Annotated in this window: 19 protein-coding genes and 2 tRNA genes; 8 read left to right on the top strand and 13 right to left on the bottom strand. The window is 55.5% G+C overall.

Going from position 1 to position 16,532, the window contains the following annotated elements; genetic code table 11:
• Positions 1-2: 2 nt before the first annotated feature.
• The 4 genes from arsB to AGR13A_RS08715 form a co-directional block, all read right to left on the bottom strand.
• Positions 3-1,061: an ACR3 family arsenite efflux transporter gene (gene arsB / locus AGR13A_RS08730; protein ID WP_080834791.1), complete on the bottom strand. Its 1,059-nt coding sequence runs from the start codon at positions 1,059-1,061 to the stop codon at positions 3-5.
• Between the two features lies 1 nt (position 1,062).
• A complete protein-coding gene (locus tag AGR13A_RS08725) occupies positions 1,063-1,590 on the bottom strand; it encodes an arsenate reductase ArsC (RefSeq protein ID WP_080834789.1) in 528 nt (175 codons plus the stop codon).
• A 15-nt stretch (positions 1,591-1,605) separates the two neighbouring features.
• Positions 1,606-1,869, bottom strand: coding sequence for a GNAT family N-acetyltransferase (locus tag AGR13A_RS25130; RefSeq protein WP_308400186.1), 264 nt, complete (start codon positions 1,867-1,869; stop codon positions 1,606-1,608).
• A 139-nt stretch (positions 1,870-2,008) separates the two neighbouring features.
• The gene (locus tag AGR13A_RS08715; protein ID WP_080834784.1) at positions 2,009-2,362 is read right to left on the bottom strand and encodes an ArsR/SmtB family transcription factor; all 354 of its coding nucleotides are present in this window, start codon (positions 2,360-2,362) and stop codon (positions 2,009-2,011) included.
• 233 nt (positions 2,363-2,595) lie between these two features.
• Between AGR13A_RS08715 and AGR13A_RS08710 the strand changes: the two genes are divergently transcribed.
• Together AGR13A_RS08710 and AGR13A_RS08705 are read left to right on the top strand one after the other, a co-directional pair.
• Positions 2,596-3,213: a hypothetical protein gene (locus tag AGR13A_RS08710; protein WP_080834781.1), complete on the top strand. Its 618-nt coding sequence runs from the start codon at positions 2,596-2,598 to the stop codon at positions 3,211-3,213.
• A gap of 44 nt (positions 3,214-3,257) precedes the next feature.
• The gene (locus tag AGR13A_RS08705; protein ID WP_080834779.1) at positions 3,258-5,231 is read left to right on the top strand and encodes an AAA family ATPase; all 1,974 of its coding nucleotides are present in this window, start codon (positions 3,258-3,260) and stop codon (positions 5,229-5,231) included.
• On the opposite strand, the gene AGR13A_RS08700 is transcribed toward AGR13A_RS08705, so the two are convergent.
• Positions 5,187-5,762 carry a type II toxin-antitoxin system VapC family toxin gene (locus tag AGR13A_RS08700; protein ID WP_139786037.1) on the bottom strand — a complete coding sequence of 192 codons (576 nt, stop codon included), beginning with the start codon at positions 5,760-5,762 and terminating at the stop codon, positions 5,187-5,189. The genes AGR13A_RS08705 and AGR13A_RS08700 overlap by 45 nt on opposite strands.
• A gap of 108 nt (positions 5,763-5,870) precedes the next feature.
• Here AGR13A_RS08700 and AGR13A_RS08695 point away from each other — a divergent pair, with 108 nt between their 5' ends.
• On the top strand, positions 5,871-6,074 hold the full coding sequence (locus AGR13A_RS08695) for a hypothetical protein (RefSeq protein ID WP_139786036.1): 204 nt from the start codon (positions 5,871-5,873) through the stop codon (positions 6,072-6,074).
• A gap of 53 nt (positions 6,075-6,127) precedes the next feature.
• Here the strand turns inward: AGR13A_RS08695 and AGR13A_RS08690 are convergent, their stop codons facing one another.
• Positions 6,128-6,865, bottom strand: coding sequence for a DUF2290 domain-containing protein (locus AGR13A_RS08690; RefSeq protein ID WP_080834773.1), 738 nt, complete (start codon positions 6,863-6,865; stop codon positions 6,128-6,130).
• Positions 6,865-8,958, bottom strand: coding sequence for a DEAD/DEAH box helicase (locus AGR13A_RS08685; RefSeq protein WP_080834771.1), 2,094 nt, complete (start codon positions 8,956-8,958; stop codon positions 6,865-6,867). The genes AGR13A_RS08690 and AGR13A_RS08685 overlap by 1 nt, the downstream gene beginning before the upstream one ends.
• A gap of 498 nt (positions 8,959-9,456) precedes the next feature.
• Here AGR13A_RS08685 and AGR13A_RS08680 point away from each other — a divergent pair, with 498 nt between their 5' ends.
• Together AGR13A_RS08680 and AGR13A_RS25060 are read left to right on the top strand one after the other, a co-directional pair.
• On the top strand, positions 9,457-10,947 hold the full coding sequence (locus tag AGR13A_RS08680) for an AAA family ATPase (RefSeq protein ID WP_208612392.1): 1,491 nt from the start codon (positions 9,457-9,459) through the stop codon (positions 10,945-10,947).
• Positions 10,944-11,483, top strand: coding sequence for a hypothetical protein (locus AGR13A_RS25060; protein WP_208612391.1), 540 nt, complete (start codon positions 10,944-10,946; stop codon positions 11,481-11,483). The genes AGR13A_RS08680 and AGR13A_RS25060 overlap by 4 nt, the downstream gene beginning before the upstream one ends.
• 252 nt (positions 11,484-11,735) lie before the next feature.
• Here AGR13A_RS25060 and AGR13A_RS08675 read toward each other — a convergent pair.
• Together AGR13A_RS08675 and AGR13A_RS08670 are read right to left on the bottom strand one after the other, a co-directional pair.
• A tRNA-Arg gene (locus tag AGR13A_RS08675) sits at positions 11,736-11,812 on the bottom strand.
• Between the two features lie 48 nt (positions 11,813-11,860).
• Positions 11,861-12,166 carry an ETC complex I subunit gene (locus AGR13A_RS08670; RefSeq protein ID WP_004442361.1) on the bottom strand — a complete coding sequence of 102 codons (306 nt, stop codon included), beginning with the start codon at positions 12,164-12,166 and terminating at the stop codon, positions 11,861-11,863.
• Positions 12,167-12,432: 266 nt separating this feature from the next.
• Between AGR13A_RS08670 and AGR13A_RS08665 the strand changes: the two genes are divergently transcribed.
• A tRNA-Pro gene (locus AGR13A_RS08665) sits at positions 12,433-12,509 on the top strand.
• 53 nt (positions 12,510-12,562) lie between these two features.
• On the opposite strand, the gene AGR13A_RS08660 is transcribed toward AGR13A_RS08665, so the two are convergent.
• Positions 12,563-13,705 carry a ceramide glucosyltransferase gene (locus AGR13A_RS08660; RefSeq protein ID WP_080834768.1) on the bottom strand — a complete coding sequence of 381 codons (1,143 nt, stop codon included), beginning with the start codon at positions 13,703-13,705 and terminating at the stop codon, positions 12,563-12,565.
• 216 nt (positions 13,706-13,921) lie between these two features.
• Positions 13,922-14,191 (bottom strand): DUF982 domain-containing protein, encoded by a 270-nt coding sequence (locus AGR13A_RS08655; protein ID WP_035224285.1) that lies wholly within the window; start codon positions 14,189-14,191, stop codon positions 13,922-13,924.
• Between the two features lie 213 nt (positions 14,192-14,404).
• Between AGR13A_RS08655 and AGR13A_RS08650 the strand changes: the two genes are divergently transcribed.
• Entirely contained in the window at positions 14,405-14,653 is a 249-nt protein-coding gene (locus tag AGR13A_RS08650) for a BON domain-containing protein (RefSeq protein ID WP_003495474.1), read from the top strand.
• Positions 14,654-14,712: 59 nt separating this feature from the next.
• Here AGR13A_RS08650 and AGR13A_RS08645 read toward each other — a convergent pair whose 3' ends face one another.
• Positions 14,713-15,195 carry a DUF192 domain-containing protein gene (locus AGR13A_RS08645; protein WP_167377447.1) on the bottom strand — a complete coding sequence of 161 codons (483 nt, stop codon included), beginning with the start codon at positions 15,193-15,195 and terminating at the stop codon, positions 14,713-14,715.
• Positions 15,195-15,773: a cold-shock protein gene (locus AGR13A_RS08640; RefSeq protein WP_035224290.1), complete on the bottom strand. Its 579-nt coding sequence runs from the start codon at positions 15,771-15,773 to the stop codon at positions 15,195-15,197. Before AGR13A_RS08640 ends, AGR13A_RS08645 begins: the two co-directional genes overlap by 1 nt.
• 192 nt (positions 15,774-15,965) lie before the next feature.
• Here AGR13A_RS08640 and AGR13A_RS08635 point away from each other — a divergent pair, with 192 nt between their 5' ends.
• The gene (locus tag AGR13A_RS08635; RefSeq protein ID WP_080834767.1) at positions 15,966-16,406 is read left to right on the top strand and encodes a VOC family protein; all 441 of its coding nucleotides are present in this window, start codon (positions 15,966-15,968) and stop codon (positions 16,404-16,406) included.
• Positions 16,407-16,532 lie beyond the last annotated feature (126 nt).

Below are 16,532 nucleotides of genomic sequence, written 5' to 3'. Positions count from 1 at the left end.
TGTCATGTCCTTTCAGTGATGGTGTTCCGGGAGACAGCGGGAGCTGCCTCGTACCAGCCCTTGGTGCGGTTCACGGCCCAAACGACCGTGAGCATCACGGGGACCTCGATGAGTACGCCGACGACTGTCGCCAGCGCCGCGCCGGACTGGAAGCCGAACAGGCTGATGGCAGCCGCGACCGCGAGTTCGAAGAAGTTGCTAGCCCCGATCAATGCCGAAGGCCCGGCGACGCAATGGCGCTCCCCCGACATCCGGTTCAGGAGATAGGCCAGCCCGGAGTTAAAGTAGACTTGGATCAGGATCGGGACGGCCAAGAGAGCAATAATTGTCGGCTGCGCAATGATCTGCTCACCCTGGAAGCCGAAGAGGAGAACGAGCGTCGCGAGCAGGGCGACAAGCGAAAGGGGCTGCAGCTTTGCCAGCATGGCGTCCAGAGCCTTCGTCGTGCCGTCGGCGGTCAACCGCCCTCTCAGGACCTGGGCGATGATGACCGGGACCACGATATAGAGGACGACCGACAGAACCAGCGTGTCCCACGGTACGGTGATCGCCGATAGCCCAAGCAGCAACCCGACGATCGGCGCGAAGGCGACGACCATGATCGCATCGTTGAGCGCGACCTGGGAGAGCGTGAACAGTGGCTCGCCGCGCGTCAGATTGCTCCAGACGAACACCATCGCGGTACAGGGGGCGGCCGCGAGGATGATCAGGCCAGCGATATAGGAGTCGATCTGGTCGGCCGGCAGATACGGACGGAAGAGCCATCCGATGAACAGCCATCCCAGCAGCGCCATGGAGAACGGTTTGATGGCCCAGTTGATGAACAGTGTTACACCGATGCCGCGCCAATACGTGCCCACCTGCATCAGCGAGCGGAAATCGATCTTGATGAGCATTGGGATGATCATCAGCCAGATCAGGATGGCGACGGGCAGGTTCACCTTCGCGACCTCAGCCGCACCAATGACCTGGAATACATCGGGCATCAGATGGCCGAAGGCGACGCCAACGACGATGCAGAGGAACACCCAGATGGTCAGATAGCGTTCGAAGGTAGACATCTCATTCGGCCTTTGCGGACTTGGCGGAAGCGCCTTCGAGCGAACCGATCTGGCGGACGTGCTGCTCGAGCGCCAGGCGATCGATGGAAGCCAGAGGCAGATTGATGAAGGCCATGATGCGGTTCTTGAGGAAGCGCGCGGCCTGTGCAAACGCCCGCTGGATTTCGACTTCGGAACCCTCGACGGCTGCGGGGTCTTCGACACCCCAATGTGCAGTCATCGGATGTCCGATCCAGACCGGGCAAGCCTCGCCGTGCGCGCTGTCACAGACGGTAAAGATGAAGTCCATTTCGGGCGCGCCCGGCTGTGCGAAAACGTCCCAGCTCTTCGACGAGAAGCCAGTCGCCGGATAGCCGAGGACGTCCAGTTCCTTCAGGGCATGTGGATTGACTTCGCCCTTGGGCTGGCTGCCCGCGGAAAACGCCCGGAAGCGCTCGCCGCCCTCCTTGTTGAGGATGGATTCGGCGAGAATAGAACGTGCGGAGTTGCCCGTGCACAAGAAGAGCACGTTGTAAGTCTTGTCGGTCATGGTCGTTTTCCGTGGTTAGGTCGAAGGTCTGTCGAGTTTCATAATCGTAGCCGATGCCGGGCAAATGCCCGAGAGCTGACGGGTTGCAAGAACGGCGGCTGGCACGTCGGAGCGCTGTACCACTACGAAGCCAAGGTTTTCGAAGAACGGAGCAGCCGTCGTCGTAGCGAGGAAAACTGCCGAGCTTACATTTGCGGACCTCAGCGTCTCCTTGGTCAGCGCTTTTCCCAGTGCCTTGCCGCGATGCTCAGGCAAGATGACTATCGATCTGAGAAGCACGTCGCCGCCGCACGCCTCTATGCCGGCATGTAAAACGAGCGCTCAGCGTCTTCGAGGTCTTCCGTTGGAAGACCGGAAGCTGACAACGCTAGCTTCAGTCCAGCATCGCCTCCCAGGACTGGTTCCAGTCTAATATCATTCATGATACTTGCACCCCGGGAGTGCAGCAGGGCGTGAGTTCGGCGATCAGCGGCGCGCAGAGTTCGGCAGAGCCGCCGCAGCAATCTTTCAAAAGGAAGAGAGTCAGATTACGTAGCCCCTCCAGATCGGCTCGATAGATGATCGAGCGGCTTTGCCTCTCATTTGTCACGAGGCCCGCTCGCGTCAGTGTGGCGAGATGAGCGGACATGGTATTCTGCGGAATGTCGAGAAGTCGTGCGAGTTCGCCAGCCGGTACGCCATCTGGCTCATGCCTGACAAGGAGCCGGAATGTATCCATCCTGGTGGATTGTGCGAGGGCAGCGAGCGCCATAATTGCTGAATCTTTTTCCATATATCGACAATGCTGGATATGTGGATTTTTGTCAACGCCTTTAAACTACGACCTTCTGAAGTGCTTTCGTCTTATATTTTCGCCTAAGTCATTGCTGGAAGTTGACATTATCAAATATGTTCTCTAATTGTTCACGCATGAAAAATCTTACCCGCCTCATACGAATAGGTTGATCCCCGCGCGCCGCGATAACCGCGGCCTCGATCAGCCGTGTTTCTTTGAGGTTTTAGAAAATGGGTATCGCACAGCGCGCGAAGTCGCTTCGCGCAAGCCGTCATTCCGCTTCCATCCGTACGCTCTATCCAATGGCCACCGTTAAATGCGATGGCCCCCCAGTCTTCCGATCACAGGCGGCGCGTGATGCTGCCTGCCTGTTTGACGTCAACCCATCAATCACGTCATGGCACTGCATGCCGCTCTCGCTCGATTACGGTGGAGGTATCCACGTCCCGGATTTTGGTATTCTCGACGATGATGGCGGGCGCTTGTTAGTCGATGCGTCCGACAGGGTGATGCCGGTCGCCGTAGGCGGGATCGAGGCCGCAGCCCAAAACCATGGCGTCAGATATCGACGACTGGTCGCCGATGAAGTCTACGATGGTCCGCGTCTTCAGAATGCCAAAGACCTGCTTCGGTATGGCGGTACGGTTCTAGCGCTCGGTGACCGTTTGCGGTTACTCGCCGTCTTGGAAGAGCACGGCAATCTGACGATTGCCGAATGCCTGACAGTTTTTACCGAAACCAAGCCAGTTGCCGGACTGGCCCAGATGATCTTGCGCGGTTTCGTCGAAGTCGATCTCGATACGGAATTACTCGGCCCCGAGACAATGGTGCGGCGGATACGGACCTGACCGCCCGTAATCGTCATCATCATTCCCAGTGTTCCGAGGCATACATGCAGTCTTATAGCGATAACCTGATCGCCAATCGCGATCCGTACCATAGCTCGAAGTACGAGCTTACCCTGCCGACCCATCTAGCCATCATCGCAATGTCGAGATCGATCCGCCAGTTCCTGAAAAGGCGATCTTCGTTCGTCGCGGCTTTCGTCATGCCGCCGAAGGCAGACATCCATGCCTACAAGATGGCCGCCAAATGGTTGCTTGAGGGGACTGTGCCGGTCGGTGGCGAACACGGCAACAACTACGTCCTCGTCATCGGCGAAGAGACTGAACTTGCCGACGATTTCCAGGCGTTCAGAAAACTTCGAGAACTCAAACGGGCGATCATTCTTCTCCAAGACGAGGAGCTTCTGTCTGACGAGGTCCGCATCGTCGCTGACATCGTGGTCTCTCTGGGACTACCGGCTCCGAACGATTATCGGATTGCGGCGCGGCGGATGAGGCTCGGGACTGTCACGAATGCCGATGCCGATTTTTTGGCGCACCAATCTCCCAAGCGGGTCGAACTCGGTTGGCGGCGCGGACGATCCGTAGCTGTGAGCATCGGGCGTCTCCGTCGGTATCCTCATGTCGAGAAAGGAAAGCGTTCCTCTGACTCCTTGTCGGCGGGGCCAAGCCTGCGCGACCTATCCGGATACGGTGAGGCTAAAACATGGGGTCTCGAACTCACAGAGGACTTGGCGGCATGGAAGGCTGGGAGACTCTCCTGGCACGATGTCGATTGCGGCGTCCTGATTTCGGGTCCTCCGGGATCGGGCAAGACCTCCTACGCGACGGCTTTGGCAAGAACCTGTAACGTTCCCCTAGTCCTCGGGTCGGCGGCTCGATGGCAGGCGAATGGTCACCTTGGCGATATGCTGAAGGCAATGCGCAAGGCGTTTGCCGAGGCCGCGCGGCAGGCACCGTCGATCCTCCTGATTGATGAATTCGATAGTTTTACTAGCCGCGACGACAGAACCGGCAGTAGCAACGACAACTACCATCGTCAGGTCATCAACGCACTTCTGGAACTTTTGGACGGCGCACAGTTGCATGAGGGCGTCGTGGTGATTGGCGCAACGAACTATCCGGATATTATCGATCCGGCGCTTCTTCGGGCAGGACGCTTGGAACGCCATTTCTCGATTCCTCTCCCAGATGACACAGCGCGTCATGACATCTATCGTTTCTATCTCCGGGGAGACCTTGCAGACGAAGCGCTGGACGACGTGGTGTCGGCAAGCGACGGCTGGTCTGGTGCCGACATCGAACGGTGTGTCCGTGATGCCCGACGCCATGCGAGAAGAGCAAAACGCTCGATGTTGCTCAGTGATCTCGCCACAGCCATGCCACCAGTCATCCCAGTTCCAATGGCCGTACAACGCTGTGTCGCTGCCCACGAACTCGGACATGCCATTCTCGGTGTTTTGCTCGAGGCCGATCCGTTGGTGTCGGTTTCGATTCAGAGAAGCATTCAAGTCGGCCGGTCCTCGCAATCTCTGGGCCACACGGAATTCGAAGAGCGGCTGTTCAGTCGAAAGACTTCGACGTATTTTCGCAACAAGATCGCCACGCTTCTGGGTGGTATCGCAGCCGAAGAAGTGTTGTTCGGGGAATTCGGTAGCGGTGCTGGTGGCGATCCATCGGCCGACCTCAACCGTGCAACTGATCTGGCGACGATGATGGAAACCAAGTGGGGTCTTGGGAAAACCCTGGCTGTCGAACCTGGTGACAGTCCACGTGAATTGTCGGCATTCCGTCACCGCCGCAAGGCTCTCAGCAAATCAGTCGAGGCGACATTGCAGGCGGAGTTTCGGCGCGCGAAATTCCTACTCGAAGAACATAGGGATGCCCTTCTCGATCTTCATGCCGGTCTTTTGCGGGAGGGCAGTTTGGCCGCCGCGGTGGTCAGAGCTGCCGTAGAAAGGAGCGAGAGCTTCGGCCTACCTCATAAAGCCAAAACCGCTGGATACGAACTCGGGCAATGAAGGCAGCGTCATTCCGTAATCGTCGTCGGGTATCACAGCGTGGCATGGAACGTGCCATTGAACTTCAACAGGATGAAATACGCCCGGTAACGGGAAATACCTGTCGATCAGGACGAAATCTTTCACGTTGAAGGAAGCGATCGGCATCTCATGGGTGATCGACAGAGCCGCGAACAGGAGATCGTGTCCGATCTTATCCTTCTTCTGCTCAGGACTTGGCACATGCAGATGTCGGAGGGGTCCGACGGTGGTCATTTCGGCATAGAGATTGGCGGCTTTGGCTGTGAGTTCGGCGAACTGGAAGTCCACGGAGAGGATGTCATCAATCCAGTTGTGGAGTCGTTGCGCTTTTTGTGGATCGTGTTTCAAGGCCAGATGGGCACCCCGCCTCAACTCTGCTATAGCGGGGAACGAGATGGCGAGTGAATCTGCTCCCATGGCTTTCATCCAGGCACGCAACCCTGGCGGAGGGCGTTGCAAACCGGCATTGCTCAGGATGTTCGTATCCAGCAAAAAAATGGGGCCTGCCATTTCGAAACCCTCGGACGTAAACGGAATCACCAAAGGTCGTAGCCGGCATGTGCCGGTTTTCCGTAAACGTCGAAGTATAGAAGTCGTAATTCGAAAATTGGAGAGACGGTGACGATGTCACGAACCTGGACGATCGATGAAGCATCTGCCGACCTGCCGAGCCTTCTGGATGCGGCACGCACGTCGTCGCAATACATCATTGTCCCCGATGGCAAGTTCGAGGTGTCTTTTGAGCAGGGTGTCGTCAATTCGCTTGATGACGTCTTGAATCAAGAAGGTCACCTGAAACCGGGAGATATTGAAGGCCTATAACTTTTGTTCGCCTTCATTCACAACTCGCCCAATTTTAAGCATTCTCCAGACAACTATGCCGGATTAGGCTGAAGAGCCCCGAAATGGAAAGTCTGGCGCTCAAAGTCGGCAAAAGAATGAGAGATGCCATCGTTGCGGATGGAATTTAGCAGCTTCTCGTCGATGCAGGTTTCGACATTGCCTGGGAGTTCTTGATCCTCTTCCGAGAGGGAAAACCTGGATTTCTTCCACCAAAGATCGGGGTAATAATGCTTCGCGATAAGCATCCCGAACGATCGAGGCGATAGTTTGCGGGACGAAGCCCATCGATCTTCGCCGGACATACCAATGTGGAAATGTGCGCCAGGATGCTTGACACGCCTGTATTGGCTCTCACTGTACTCGAACCTGACACGGGGAATGTAGTTGCCAACGTGGATGCTAGAAACCATTGACGAAAACTCTTCATCGTTAATCTCGTCTCGGTCGAAAGCATCCTTCAATTCATTAAATTCCGCAAAGGCGTCCGGTGAACCACTTACCCGGGGATTCGGGTAGTATGCCAGCGCCCACTCTCCTTCTGATGCATGTGAGAACTGAAAGTACGCAAGGTCCTTCAATATGAAATTATAGTGCGAAAGTGAGAGGCCCTTTTCGTAAACGGCGCTGTAGTCCTTCGATGTAAGAGTCGTTGCGTTGAAGTCTTCTGACCGTGGAAGCGCCACCAAATAGACACTGCTTTCAAGAAAGTCTTCATTCTCGAAAAAGGCGTGGACTGCACGAATGCTGGCATTGAAATCATCCCGCGTCATTAGTCATCCTCGACCAAGCTCGCCATGTCCTCAGCGGATAGATTGAGTTCATTCCTCAAACGCTCCATTCGACGCTTGGCCTCGACCAAACGAGCATGCTTCTCCTCTAGGCCACGTTGAATCGTATTGAGTTGGCTCATGTTTGGCATTGTGAAAGTTAGGCGCGGACTATTGGCGACGGCTGCATTAATCTCCAGCGCCAATTGCGAGAAGGTCTTCGTTGCAAGGCCAAAAACACGTAGCCATCCCTTAGTACGAGTAAACGCGACAAATAGCTTATTGCGACCGGTTCTCGTCTTCAACGAGGCCGCGTCGGCACCGACCACGATCACGACCGCGGCCTCATTTCCCTTGGCGCGGTAGACAGTGCTCAGTGTCACCTTCCCGTCTATCCGGAATGGCGGTTCGCTGTATTTGTCGATAAGAATGTTGTTGCACGGTATTCCAAAGGCTAAAAGCTGGTCAGAAATCTTCGTGAAGTAACTTCTCGCCGTGCGATCATCCAAGCTCACCACTAAGATTTGATGTGGATGTATGCCCTTCCCAATGAACGACCTCACCTCCGCTACTGCGGCTTGAACCTCCTCGTCGAAGGATGTTGCCGATTGGCCTCGAATGATCGGGACGTCTGCAGGGGTGTGCAAGACGCTGGGACTGTTCACAGTCGGACGCTCCACAACGTTCTCGCTTCCCGCTGTGAAAGTCCCTGAAACAACGTCATAGCCGACGTCTTCCCAGTGTTTGGCGTTCTCAAGCATTTGGACAATTTCACCGTAGATGCCGAAGCCCACCGCATGCGCAAGGATCAATACGTCGCGTTGATTTCGATATGAGCGTTGGAGAACGAAGTCATTGGTCTCCGTTCCACCCGGCAGGCTGCGGGTCAGGGAGATGCGAGGTTGGCCATCAGTATCGTTTCCAAACAGCTGTTCCGGTTCTCGAACTTTCACGTCGAAAACGTTCTGCAACTCATCATATGCCCAAATGATCTGCTTCCGGTCGCGGTCGCCTTTCGCAAGATAGAAACACATTTGATAGAAGCCGTCGGGAAAGTCTTGGCCTTCATCCACCAAAATAACATCGTAATACGAAGCAATGACGCCTCGATCGACCAAGTCGCGGCATACTGTGCCAAACGGATCGCTAACGTTGCTTACATCATTGTACGACTTTGGCGAGACGCCTGCGCGGATACAGGTATCTCGGTAGACGCCAGGCAAATTCTGGCGTCCCCAACCATGGCGAACATGGACGTTATCCCAGTTTGGGTCGACCTCGGCAAAGTGCCGGTGAAACCTTGTAATCAATCGCTCAATAATATCTCGCAGACTTCGAGTGTAGTATGTGATTAGAATCTTAGCGTTTGGATTTTCGATGTGTGCGAGCGCCGCCTTCATCGCGAGGATGACGGTTTTACCAGTGCCAGCCAAACCACGAATTCGTTGGGGTCCTTGAATAGCGGTTAGTGCAACTGACCTCTGTGTTGCATCGAAATTGTAAATAACTGCTTCGAGGTCGCGATATGCTCTGGCAACTGGGTGGACTTCTTCGTCTTCATCGGCATCCAATATCTGTCCAAGCGCTTTTGCGCCTTCGATAATGGCTTGAACCTCTGCAATCTGAGCACTGTCGAGCGGGCCGCTTTCTTGCTTGAGGAGGCGGAAGAGTTCGCTGTCGCTGCCCGCGAACTCGACTTCCTCGTTGTCAAATTGATTCGTATCAAGGTTCGGGGCGTAGATGATCGGAACGACATCAAAAATCAACCGACGCTTCTTTTTGAGCTGCAGACTTTTGGCCATCAGGGATTCGGTGGTTGCGGCCGCTTGAAGGATGCTGACGGCATCACGCTTCACATCCACCCTGTCGGACGACAATGAAATCTTGACGAGTTTGATACCCTGCGCTTCACCCACAACCGTCAGGTCTGAACTATGCGTGCGGCCGTCGTAATCTTTGACCTGCGGCCACCCGGCATAGAGGACGATCTTTTCGGCATGTCCAAATACTTCTCCCGCACGAACAGCCCGAACCAAGCTGTTCGCAACCGCATCGTTCTCGCGCCGCCCGATAGTGGGGATGAAGGTTACTGGCATGAAGTACTTTCCTTATTTTCTAGCGGGCTGACCCTAGTTCCAGCCGGTTTTCAGATCAAGTCGCTGGGGCAAGCGTCATTCCCTGTCCTCTACCGACCGACCTCGAAAAAACACCTGGCTGGTCTGCTACCGGTTTCCTAGACGCCGAGTTAGGTTTTTCCAATGAAATTGGAGCACATGAATGCAACGCAAGCAGAGTCATCCGTAACTTAGCCGATTGTCGGACTGAGATAAAAGTTAACGCGATCCGTCTACGGCATCCCGTTCGACAGCGAGTTGTCATCATCACCAGGGAGCTGATCGGCGAGCGCTATACTGGTGGCCATCAGCGCCCGTGAATCAGTTTAAGACGGAGGCTGTCTCAGCTAAATCCATTCGCGAAAAACGAGTTCGTCCAACCCATTCCACAACCAATTTCGTAAACGATTGCCCGGCAGGCTTGCAAAAGACCGCGCTTCGGTGAAGCATGAAATCAGTATGTAAAGCTGGAGGGGTCGAGTGAAGCTCAAAACTGTGCGAGTTACCAACTATCGCAGCATCAAGGATACCGGTATTATCGACGTCGAACGCGAGAAGACCATCCTCGTTGGTCCCAATGAGGCAGGTAAGTCGGCAATCTTACAGGCCATCCAGCAGTTAAATCGCCCCAAGGATGTGCCTCAGTTAGACGCCCTCCGCGACTATCCCAGGTCTCTTTTCAGTGACATCAAAACCGGGAAAGTCGATCCGAAGAAGGTTCCAGTTGTTGCAGCTACTTTTGATCTTGATGAAGACGACCGGGATGCTTTGCCTGAGAATTATCGCAACAAGGTGACAGCCTATACTTTAACGAGGTATCTCGACAACTCAGGAATTCACAGTACAGACTTGGCGAAGTCAGGCGTCGCGCTTTCTGAGGTCCAGAAGGCGCTTGACCGGGTCGCAACACATATCGACAAGAGAAGCCTCGAGGAGACCGGGACAGAAACCACAAAGGCGCTCGACGAGTTGGCGAGGGTACTGGAAGGAATGAATCCCAGGCGGCATCTTTCAAAAGATGACCGCACAAAAATCCGCACATGGTTGCGGAAAAGCTTGACCTCAATCGATGAAGGGTCGGCCGTCGAAAAGAGTTACGATTCAGCGTTGGCGTCGATCGATGAAGCTGACGAACTGGATGAAGTTCTCTCCACGCTTCATTCGCGCCTGCCGGTTTTTGTTCTCTCGAGCAATTACTTTCGGGTTCGTCCGCGCATTCATTTGGCGCATCTGCATGAGCGTCAATCCAAGAAGCTCATGGACGACGAGAAGTACGACTATGGAAATCTTTGTCTTCTCAAACTGCTCGGTTTCACGGCGCAGGAGTTGGCAGCAGCAGGTACTGTCACCGACCAACAGCGGCAGGACGGCAGTCAGCAGAACCTTGCGACCATCGAGCGGAAAACCGATGAGCGCCACTATCAGCTTGACGCGGCCAGCGCTATGCTCACACGGGAAATCCGCACGATCTGGAACCCCGATCCCACTCGTGCTGAGGCGGACAGACTTCGAGTTTTCGCCGATGGCCAGTACCTCAAGGTTGTGGTGGAAGACGATCTGGGGGTATCGGTCGAGCTTGATCAGCGTTCAGAGGGCTTCCAGTGGTTAGTTTCATTCTTCGTCGTATTCTTCGCCGAGGCACAAGATAATTTCAGCAATGCGATCCTTTTGCTCGATGAGCCTGGCGTCAGCTTGCACGCCCTGAAGCAGCGAGAGTTTCAAAAGACGATCTCCCGTTTGGCGGAAAACAACCAGACAATCTTCACCACCCACTCGCCTTTCCTCGTCGGTAGTGGCGAACTTGATTTGGTCCGCGTCGTTGAGATGACCGATCGGAGTATCGGAACGAAGGTACATACCACCGTCACCTCCAACGATCCTGCTGGCCTCCTGCCGCTTCAGGAGGCACTCGGCTACGATTTGGCTCAAAGCCTGTTCACGAAAAAAAGAACTTCATACTCGAAGGGTTGACCGACTATTGGTATATCGACGCTCTGTCCGCTCTTCTTGAGGCCGCATCGAAGACCCATCTCGACAACAAAATTGCGATGATCCCGGCTGGCACTGCCAGTAAGATCGCCTATTTTGCGACGATCCTCCATGCGAACAATCTGAAGGTTGCGGCACTACTTGACTCGGACAGGGCGGGCGACACCGTCGCGAGCCATGATGTTCTGACCCATACGCTCAAGCAGAAGGCGATCCTAAGGACTGACGATTTCCTCATCTCCAAAGTAAAGACTTCTGAAATTGAGGACCTCCTCCGTAAAACCCTGATCGATATCGCCAAGGTCGAGTTTGGCATCGATGTCGGGGCAATAGAAGCCAAGAACTCCGACAGACCGATCGTCGATATTTTCACCAAAGAGATTAAGGACTTCAAAAAGTACCGCCTTGCAAAAGCGTTCTTGAGATGGAGCAAAGATCACACTGCGGCCGATCTTACTGGTGACGAGGTGAAGCAGTTCGAAACGCTTTTCGCCGCAGTTAACAAAGCCCTCGCGTGACGCTCTCCCGGCGGCCGTCCGCGCCGCCAGGCAGTGGATTCGACCGGGTATGCACCATTTTCCTCGCACGCGCGTCGTCGCTGGCCTCGGGCTCGAGGTCTCGAGCCGTGGCGCGAAATGAGTATAAGTAGGAAAAATCGAAGATGCCCAAATCAAATGCCGCGAGTTGCCCCGATCAACCAGCGCAGGGACAAACCAAACCAGCGAAATCACTGTATGTCGGATAAGCGTTGATTTTGTGTTCTAGAAATGTGGCGACCCCTGCAGGACTCGAACCTGCGACCTACTGCTTAGAAGGCAGTTGCTCTATCCAGTTGAGCTAAGGGGCCGTCATGCCGGGCAATCGATGCTCCGGCAAAAACTTTGATCGTCCTGTTTCAGTGCGTCCAGGGCTGGGTGCGGTTGAAACGGAAATTGTCGGTGTAGGAAACCACCTTGCGTGTCGCTTCCTTCGGCTGAATGACGCGGTATTCGATGCCCTTGCGCTGTGCGTAGGCTTCGGCCTGTTCCTGCGTTTCGAATGTCAGCTTGACCTGCTGCTTCATGTCGGAACTGGAGGTGTAGCCCATGATCGGATCGATCTTGCGCGGAACCTCGGCGTCGAATTCCAGAACCCAGACATTGGTCTTCGCCTTGCCGGATTGCATGGCGGTTTTTGCAGGGCGGTAAATCTTCGCAGACATGTCGAAACTGCTCCGGTTGGGCGGTGGGGCGTAGCACCCCGGATTACTATTCACGTACCTGAATAGAATAACCAAATCGTGTCAGGAACGCTGAATTTGAAATGGACCGACTTCATGTGAGAGTCAAGACGATTATCCCGCGCTTTCCTTTCGCGCTCTTGCCACGTAGGCACCAGGTTTTGCCGATGGGGATAATGGCTGAACAAAGATGAATTTCCCTGTTGCGGAGTTTGGGTGAACCGTGTATTCCCCAGCCATCGCCTCGGCGGAGTGTAGCGCAGTCTGGTAGCGCATCTGGTTTGGGACCAGAGGGTCGGGAGTTCGAATCTCTCCACTCCGACCATTTTAAAGCAAGACATCAGCTTGCCGGCGTAACCTCTTCAAACAAGCTTCTGTTCAGTCTGCTGATGGCCCGGCAAGGGTACTTTCGGCCGTGCCGATCGTCATGACATTGCCGCGCCAGGCCACCGCACTGCCGACCCAGCTGCGCACCCATACAAATGGCATGATTACATCCCGCGCGATCATCGCCGGCAGGGTATGGAGAGATATCGGCCATCCATTGAGCGCTGTCAGCACCAGTTCCGGGCCGTATATGAGGGTAAGGACGGCAAGAGTGGTGAGCGTGAGGTCGGCATCGACAGCGATGGCGGCTGCGAGCGCGAAGAGAAGCGGGGGAAGCGCGCCGGTCAGGATTTCCGGAGCGAAATATTGCGGGAAGGTCACGCGTCGCAGCCGCGCCCAGCGGGTCTGGCGCGACCAGATCTCGCCGGCATGACGCTGGCCGAGTGGCTGCTCGAAGGGGGCTGAGACCAGGTGCACCTTGCGGCCGGCATTTCTGACCAGCTTGGTCGAGGCGGCGTCCTCGGCAATTTCAGCAGCGAGCGCGCGAATGCCGCCATGTTCCTCCAGAAACGGTTTGTTCCACAACATCGATTTGCCCTGCGCAAAACCCATGCCGATCGCTTCCGCCGCATATTGCCAGCGGGCCTGCGAGCCGTTGAGGAAGGCGCATTCCACATGCGCCCAGAAACCTGCCGGCCGGGAGCCGAGCGGCGGCGAGCAGACGAGCCCGCTATCCTGCCGCCAGGCCGACATCATGGTGGTGATATAGGATTGCGGCATCAGCACGTTCGAATCGGCCAGAATGACCCATTCGTGGCGGGCGGCGCGCCAGCCCTTGACGCAATTATTCAGTTTCGGATTGGCGCTTATGCGGTCGTCGCCGATCAGCAATTGTGCGGACACTGCGGGGGAGGCGGCGCTTGCCTTTCGCACTTCCTCGATCACGGGATCGAATTCGTCGGCGACGCAGAACAGCAGTTCATAGTCCGGCCAGTCGAGCTCGAAGGCCCGGGAGAGTGTCAATGGTGTGAAGTTTTCGACGCCGCGCAGCGGGACCACCAGCGAGACCGGCGGTCTCTGTCGCACGAGCTCGTTTTCCATGTCTCGTCTTGTCAGGCGCCAGCCGGCGAGAACAATGCCGAGAAGATTGAAGGCGAGGAGCAGAATTGCGCAAAGGGCAAAAACAGTTTCCATGCTGGCCAGTCCCACTCCCAAGCTTTCGGCGGTCTGTCCGCCAACCGATTCCATGGAATTCGTTCCTGCCGATTATAACGTTTGAGTGACAGTTACATGTCATCATCGACAGGCGGGCAGGGTGCGGGTGCGGGAAACGGCACCGTAGCGCCGGTCCGGCGGCAAAGAAAAGCCCTCCGTCGAGAAGGGCCCAGTCATCATTAGTGCCAATGAACTTTAGTGGATGTTCAGGATATGCGCGTGACTGCTTGCGACGAGAAACGATTCCCGCGCCTTTTCGATGTCGCACCTGCCGGCGATAGCATCGAGGCAGTTCCTGCGTGCTTCCTCATATTCCGGGCCGTGTTCCTCGGGCCAGCGGTACATCAGCATGTCCAGCGCCACCAGGGGGCTGTAAATCTCCACGGCGACGCAGAGCGGCAGATGGATCGCCACCGGCTTCATCCACGAGGCGTGGTGACACGGCTCCGTTCTGTTTATCAGCATGTCATTCTCCTCCCTGTTTCATGTGCCTTGAAGGCCGTTTTCTCTCCCATGCGCGAAATGCCCGCCTCACGAAATGGTTCCCGATCACCTAAAATGTGATCGGTGAGGGGGTTCCAATTTTCCAAGATGAATGGAAGATGAACGAAATGATGAACCGGAGATGAACAAAACCGCTATTGGCGCGTTGTAAAGTCCATAAGAAGGAGAACGCAGATGTTCAATTTGTCAGGTATTCAGGAAAGCTTCTTCGGCGACCGCATGGCTGGCGTATGCCAGGCGATCACTTCGGCGCTGGCCTTTGAAACGGGACTTGAGAAGTCGCGGATTTCCGCAATCGTCGAAAATGACGTGATCTATCTGGAAGGCACGGCTGATTCGGTCGAGGCGATCGATATCGCCATCAATCTTGCCGCCTCCATCTCCAATTGCCGGATTTTGAGCCATATCGAGCCGGTTTATTAATATCCTGCAAGCCGGGCGAGGTGTCGTCCGGCTTTTTCAGATGTATTAACGCGGCAACATCATTTCCGGTTGCCGATCTGGGCACTGCGGACCATGTCCCCCGGCTTGATGCCATAACGCCTGGCGGTGCCGCCATTCAGTTCAAGCACGAATTTTATCGCCCCGCGGGAGCTGATGATCGCTTCCGAGTGGGGGACAGCGTTTTCGTGGATATGGGTGATGCGCCCGTCCCGGGCGATGAACAGCATATCGAGCGGAATGAGGGTGTTCCTCATCCACATGGCCACGTCCCGCTCCTGGCCAAAGTCGAACAGCATGCCGTTTTCAAGCGGCATGGATTTGCGGAACATCAGGCCCTGCTCGCGCTGGGCATTATTGAGGGCGAGTTCCGCTATGAAGTTGTGGTTTTTGCCGGACGCGGTTTCAATTGTCAGGGGCTCGGAGGCAAAGGTCTGCTGCTGAGCCTGCGCGACGCCCGCGAGTGTGAAAAAAAGAAGCGCCATAACGGCGCTTTTCGCAATCTTTCCCAATATCGCGGCCATCAGTGCGACATCCCGACCGAGACAGGGTTGTCCGGGTGGATTTCCGCCGCCATCAAACCCTTGTCGCCATCGCCATAACGCACCAGCACCACCTGGCCGGGGCGCAGTTCCGTCAGGCCGAAACGGCGCAGCGTTTCCATATGCACGAAAATATCTTCCGTTCCTTCACCACGCGTCAAAAAGCCGAAACCCTTGGTGCGGTTGAACCACTTGACGATGGCGCGCTCCAGCCCGCTTGAAGGCGTGACCTGCACATGGGTGCGCACCGGCGGCAGCTGCGATGGGTGAACGGCGGTCGACTGATCCATCGACAGGATGCGGAAGGCCTGAAAACCGCGGTCACGCCGCTGGATGAGCGCGACGATGCGGGTGCCTTCCAGAATGGTCTGGTATCCATCGCGGCGCAGGCAGGAGACATGCAGCAGCACATCCTGAATGCCGTTATCAGGCACGATGAAGCCGAAACCCTTGGCGACATCGAACCATTTCACGACGCCGGTGATTTCGGTCAGGTCGACGGCATCGCCCGAAAGGTCCTCGACATCGACTATCGTTTTCGATGACATCCTATCAGCCATATCCTGCCAACCCCTCGATTACGCGCCATACACCGGTCAACTGATTCCTGTGTACCAGATTAACATCTTGGTAACGGTTCCACGCAAGCCCTAGTTTTTGATTTGCGCAGCTGCTTTTATGTCACCGTCCTTGTCCGGGGCTTGCCATCATGCGTTTAACGGCCCCCGACCCGTGTATTGGAGAGTAAGAAAATGCGGTATCTGCACACAATGGTTCGCGTCAAAGACCTTGGCGAATCAATGAAATTCTATTGCGACCTCATGGGTCTCGAGGAAATACGCCGAATCGAAAACGAAAAAGGCCGATTCACTCTGGTTTTTCTTGCGGCACGTGATGACATTGCTGCGGCAAAGGAAAAAAAAGCCCCGAGCCTCGAGCTCACCTATAATTGGGACACGGAAGACTACACAGGCGGACGCAATTTCGGCCATCTGGCCTACGAGGTCGACAATATTTACGATTTCTGTGCCCGTCTTCAGGAAAATGGCGTCGTGATCAACCGGCCGCCACGGGACGGTCACATGGCCTTTGTCCGTTCGCCGGATGGCATTTCATTCGAAATCCTGCAGAAAGGCGAAAGCCTCGCACCAGCCGAACCGTGGATATCTATGCAGAATACCGGTTCCTGGTAGGGATTTTCCCGGCCAACAGCGGCGTTTTCGGGCGCTCTTGCCTTGTCCGGATGGGATGAGGCATAGTCCGCGAATCGAAACGGCCTGTCCCGTTTTGGGAAAGCACACGCGCCCGTTCCCGTGCTG

Origin of the sequence: Agrobacterium genomosp. 13 str. CFBP 6927, assembly GCA_900012615.1 — a bacterium.
Lineage (GTDB): Bacteria > Pseudomonadota > Alphaproteobacteria > Rhizobiales > Rhizobiaceae > Agrobacterium.
This window is presented reverse-complemented; position numbering and strand designations above follow the sequence as displayed.

What these genes read in the sequence shown, in the direction of transcription:
- AGR13A_RS08645 (WP_167377447.1), bottom strand. Translation starts at nt 15,195, where the DNA reads ATGGCCGCGATATTGGGAAAGATTGCGAAAAGCGCCGTTATGGCGCTT.
- AGR13A_RS08700 (WP_139786037.1), bottom strand. Translation starts at nt 5,762, where the DNA reads ATGGCAGGCCCCATTTTTTTGCTGGATACGAACATCCTGAGCAATGCC.
- AGR13A_RS08710 (WP_080834781.1), top strand. Translation starts at nt 2,596, where the DNA reads ATGGGTATCGCACAGCGCGCGAAGTCGCTTCGCGCAAGCCGTCATTCC.
- AGR13A_RS08670 (WP_004442361.1), bottom strand. Translation starts at nt 12,166, where the DNA reads ATGTCTGCGAAGATTTACCGCCCTGCAAAAACCGCCATGCAATCCGGC.
- AGR13A_RS08705 (WP_080834779.1), top strand. Translation starts at nt 3,258, where the DNA reads ATGCAGTCTTATAGCGATAACCTGATCGCCAATCGCGATCCGTACCAT.
- AGR13A_RS08660 (WP_080834768.1), bottom strand. Translation starts at nt 13,705, where the DNA reads ATGGAAACTGTTTTTGCCCTTTGCGCAATTCTGCTCCTCGCCTTCAAT.
- AGR13A_RS08655 (WP_035224285.1), bottom strand. Translation starts at nt 14,191, where the DNA reads ATGCTGATAAACAGAACGGAGCCGTGTCACCACGCCTCGTGGATGAAG.
- AGR13A_RS08635 (WP_080834767.1), top strand. Translation starts at nt 15,966, where the DNA reads ATGCGGTATCTGCACACAATGGTTCGCGTCAAAGACCTTGGCGAATCA.
- AGR13A_RS08690 (WP_080834773.1), bottom strand. Translation starts at nt 6,865, where the DNA reads ATGACGCGGGATGATTTCAATGCCAGCATTCGTGCAGTCCACGCCTTT.
- AGR13A_RS08640 (WP_035224290.1), bottom strand. Translation starts at nt 15,773, where the DNA reads ATGGCTGATAGGATGTCATCGAAAACGATAGTCGATGTCGAGGACCTT.
- AGR13A_RS08715 (WP_080834784.1), bottom strand. Translation starts at nt 2,362, where the DNA reads ATGGAAAAAGATTCAGCAATTATGGCGCTCGCTGCCCTCGCACAATCC.
- AGR13A_RS08725 (WP_080834789.1), bottom strand. Translation starts at nt 1,590, where the DNA reads ATGACCGACAAGACTTACAACGTGCTCTTCTTGTGCACGGGCAACTCC.
- AGR13A_RS08650 (WP_003495474.1), top strand. Translation starts at nt 14,405, where the DNA reads ATGTTCAATTTGTCAGGTATTCAGGAAAGCTTCTTCGGCGACCGCATG.
- AGR13A_RS08685 (WP_080834771.1), bottom strand. Translation starts at nt 8,958, where the DNA reads ATGCCAGTAACCTTCATCCCCACTATCGGGCGGCGCGAGAACGATGCG.
- arsB (WP_080834791.1), bottom strand. Translation starts at nt 1,061, where the DNA reads ATGTCTACCTTCGAACGCTATCTGACCATCTGGGTGTTCCTCTGCATC.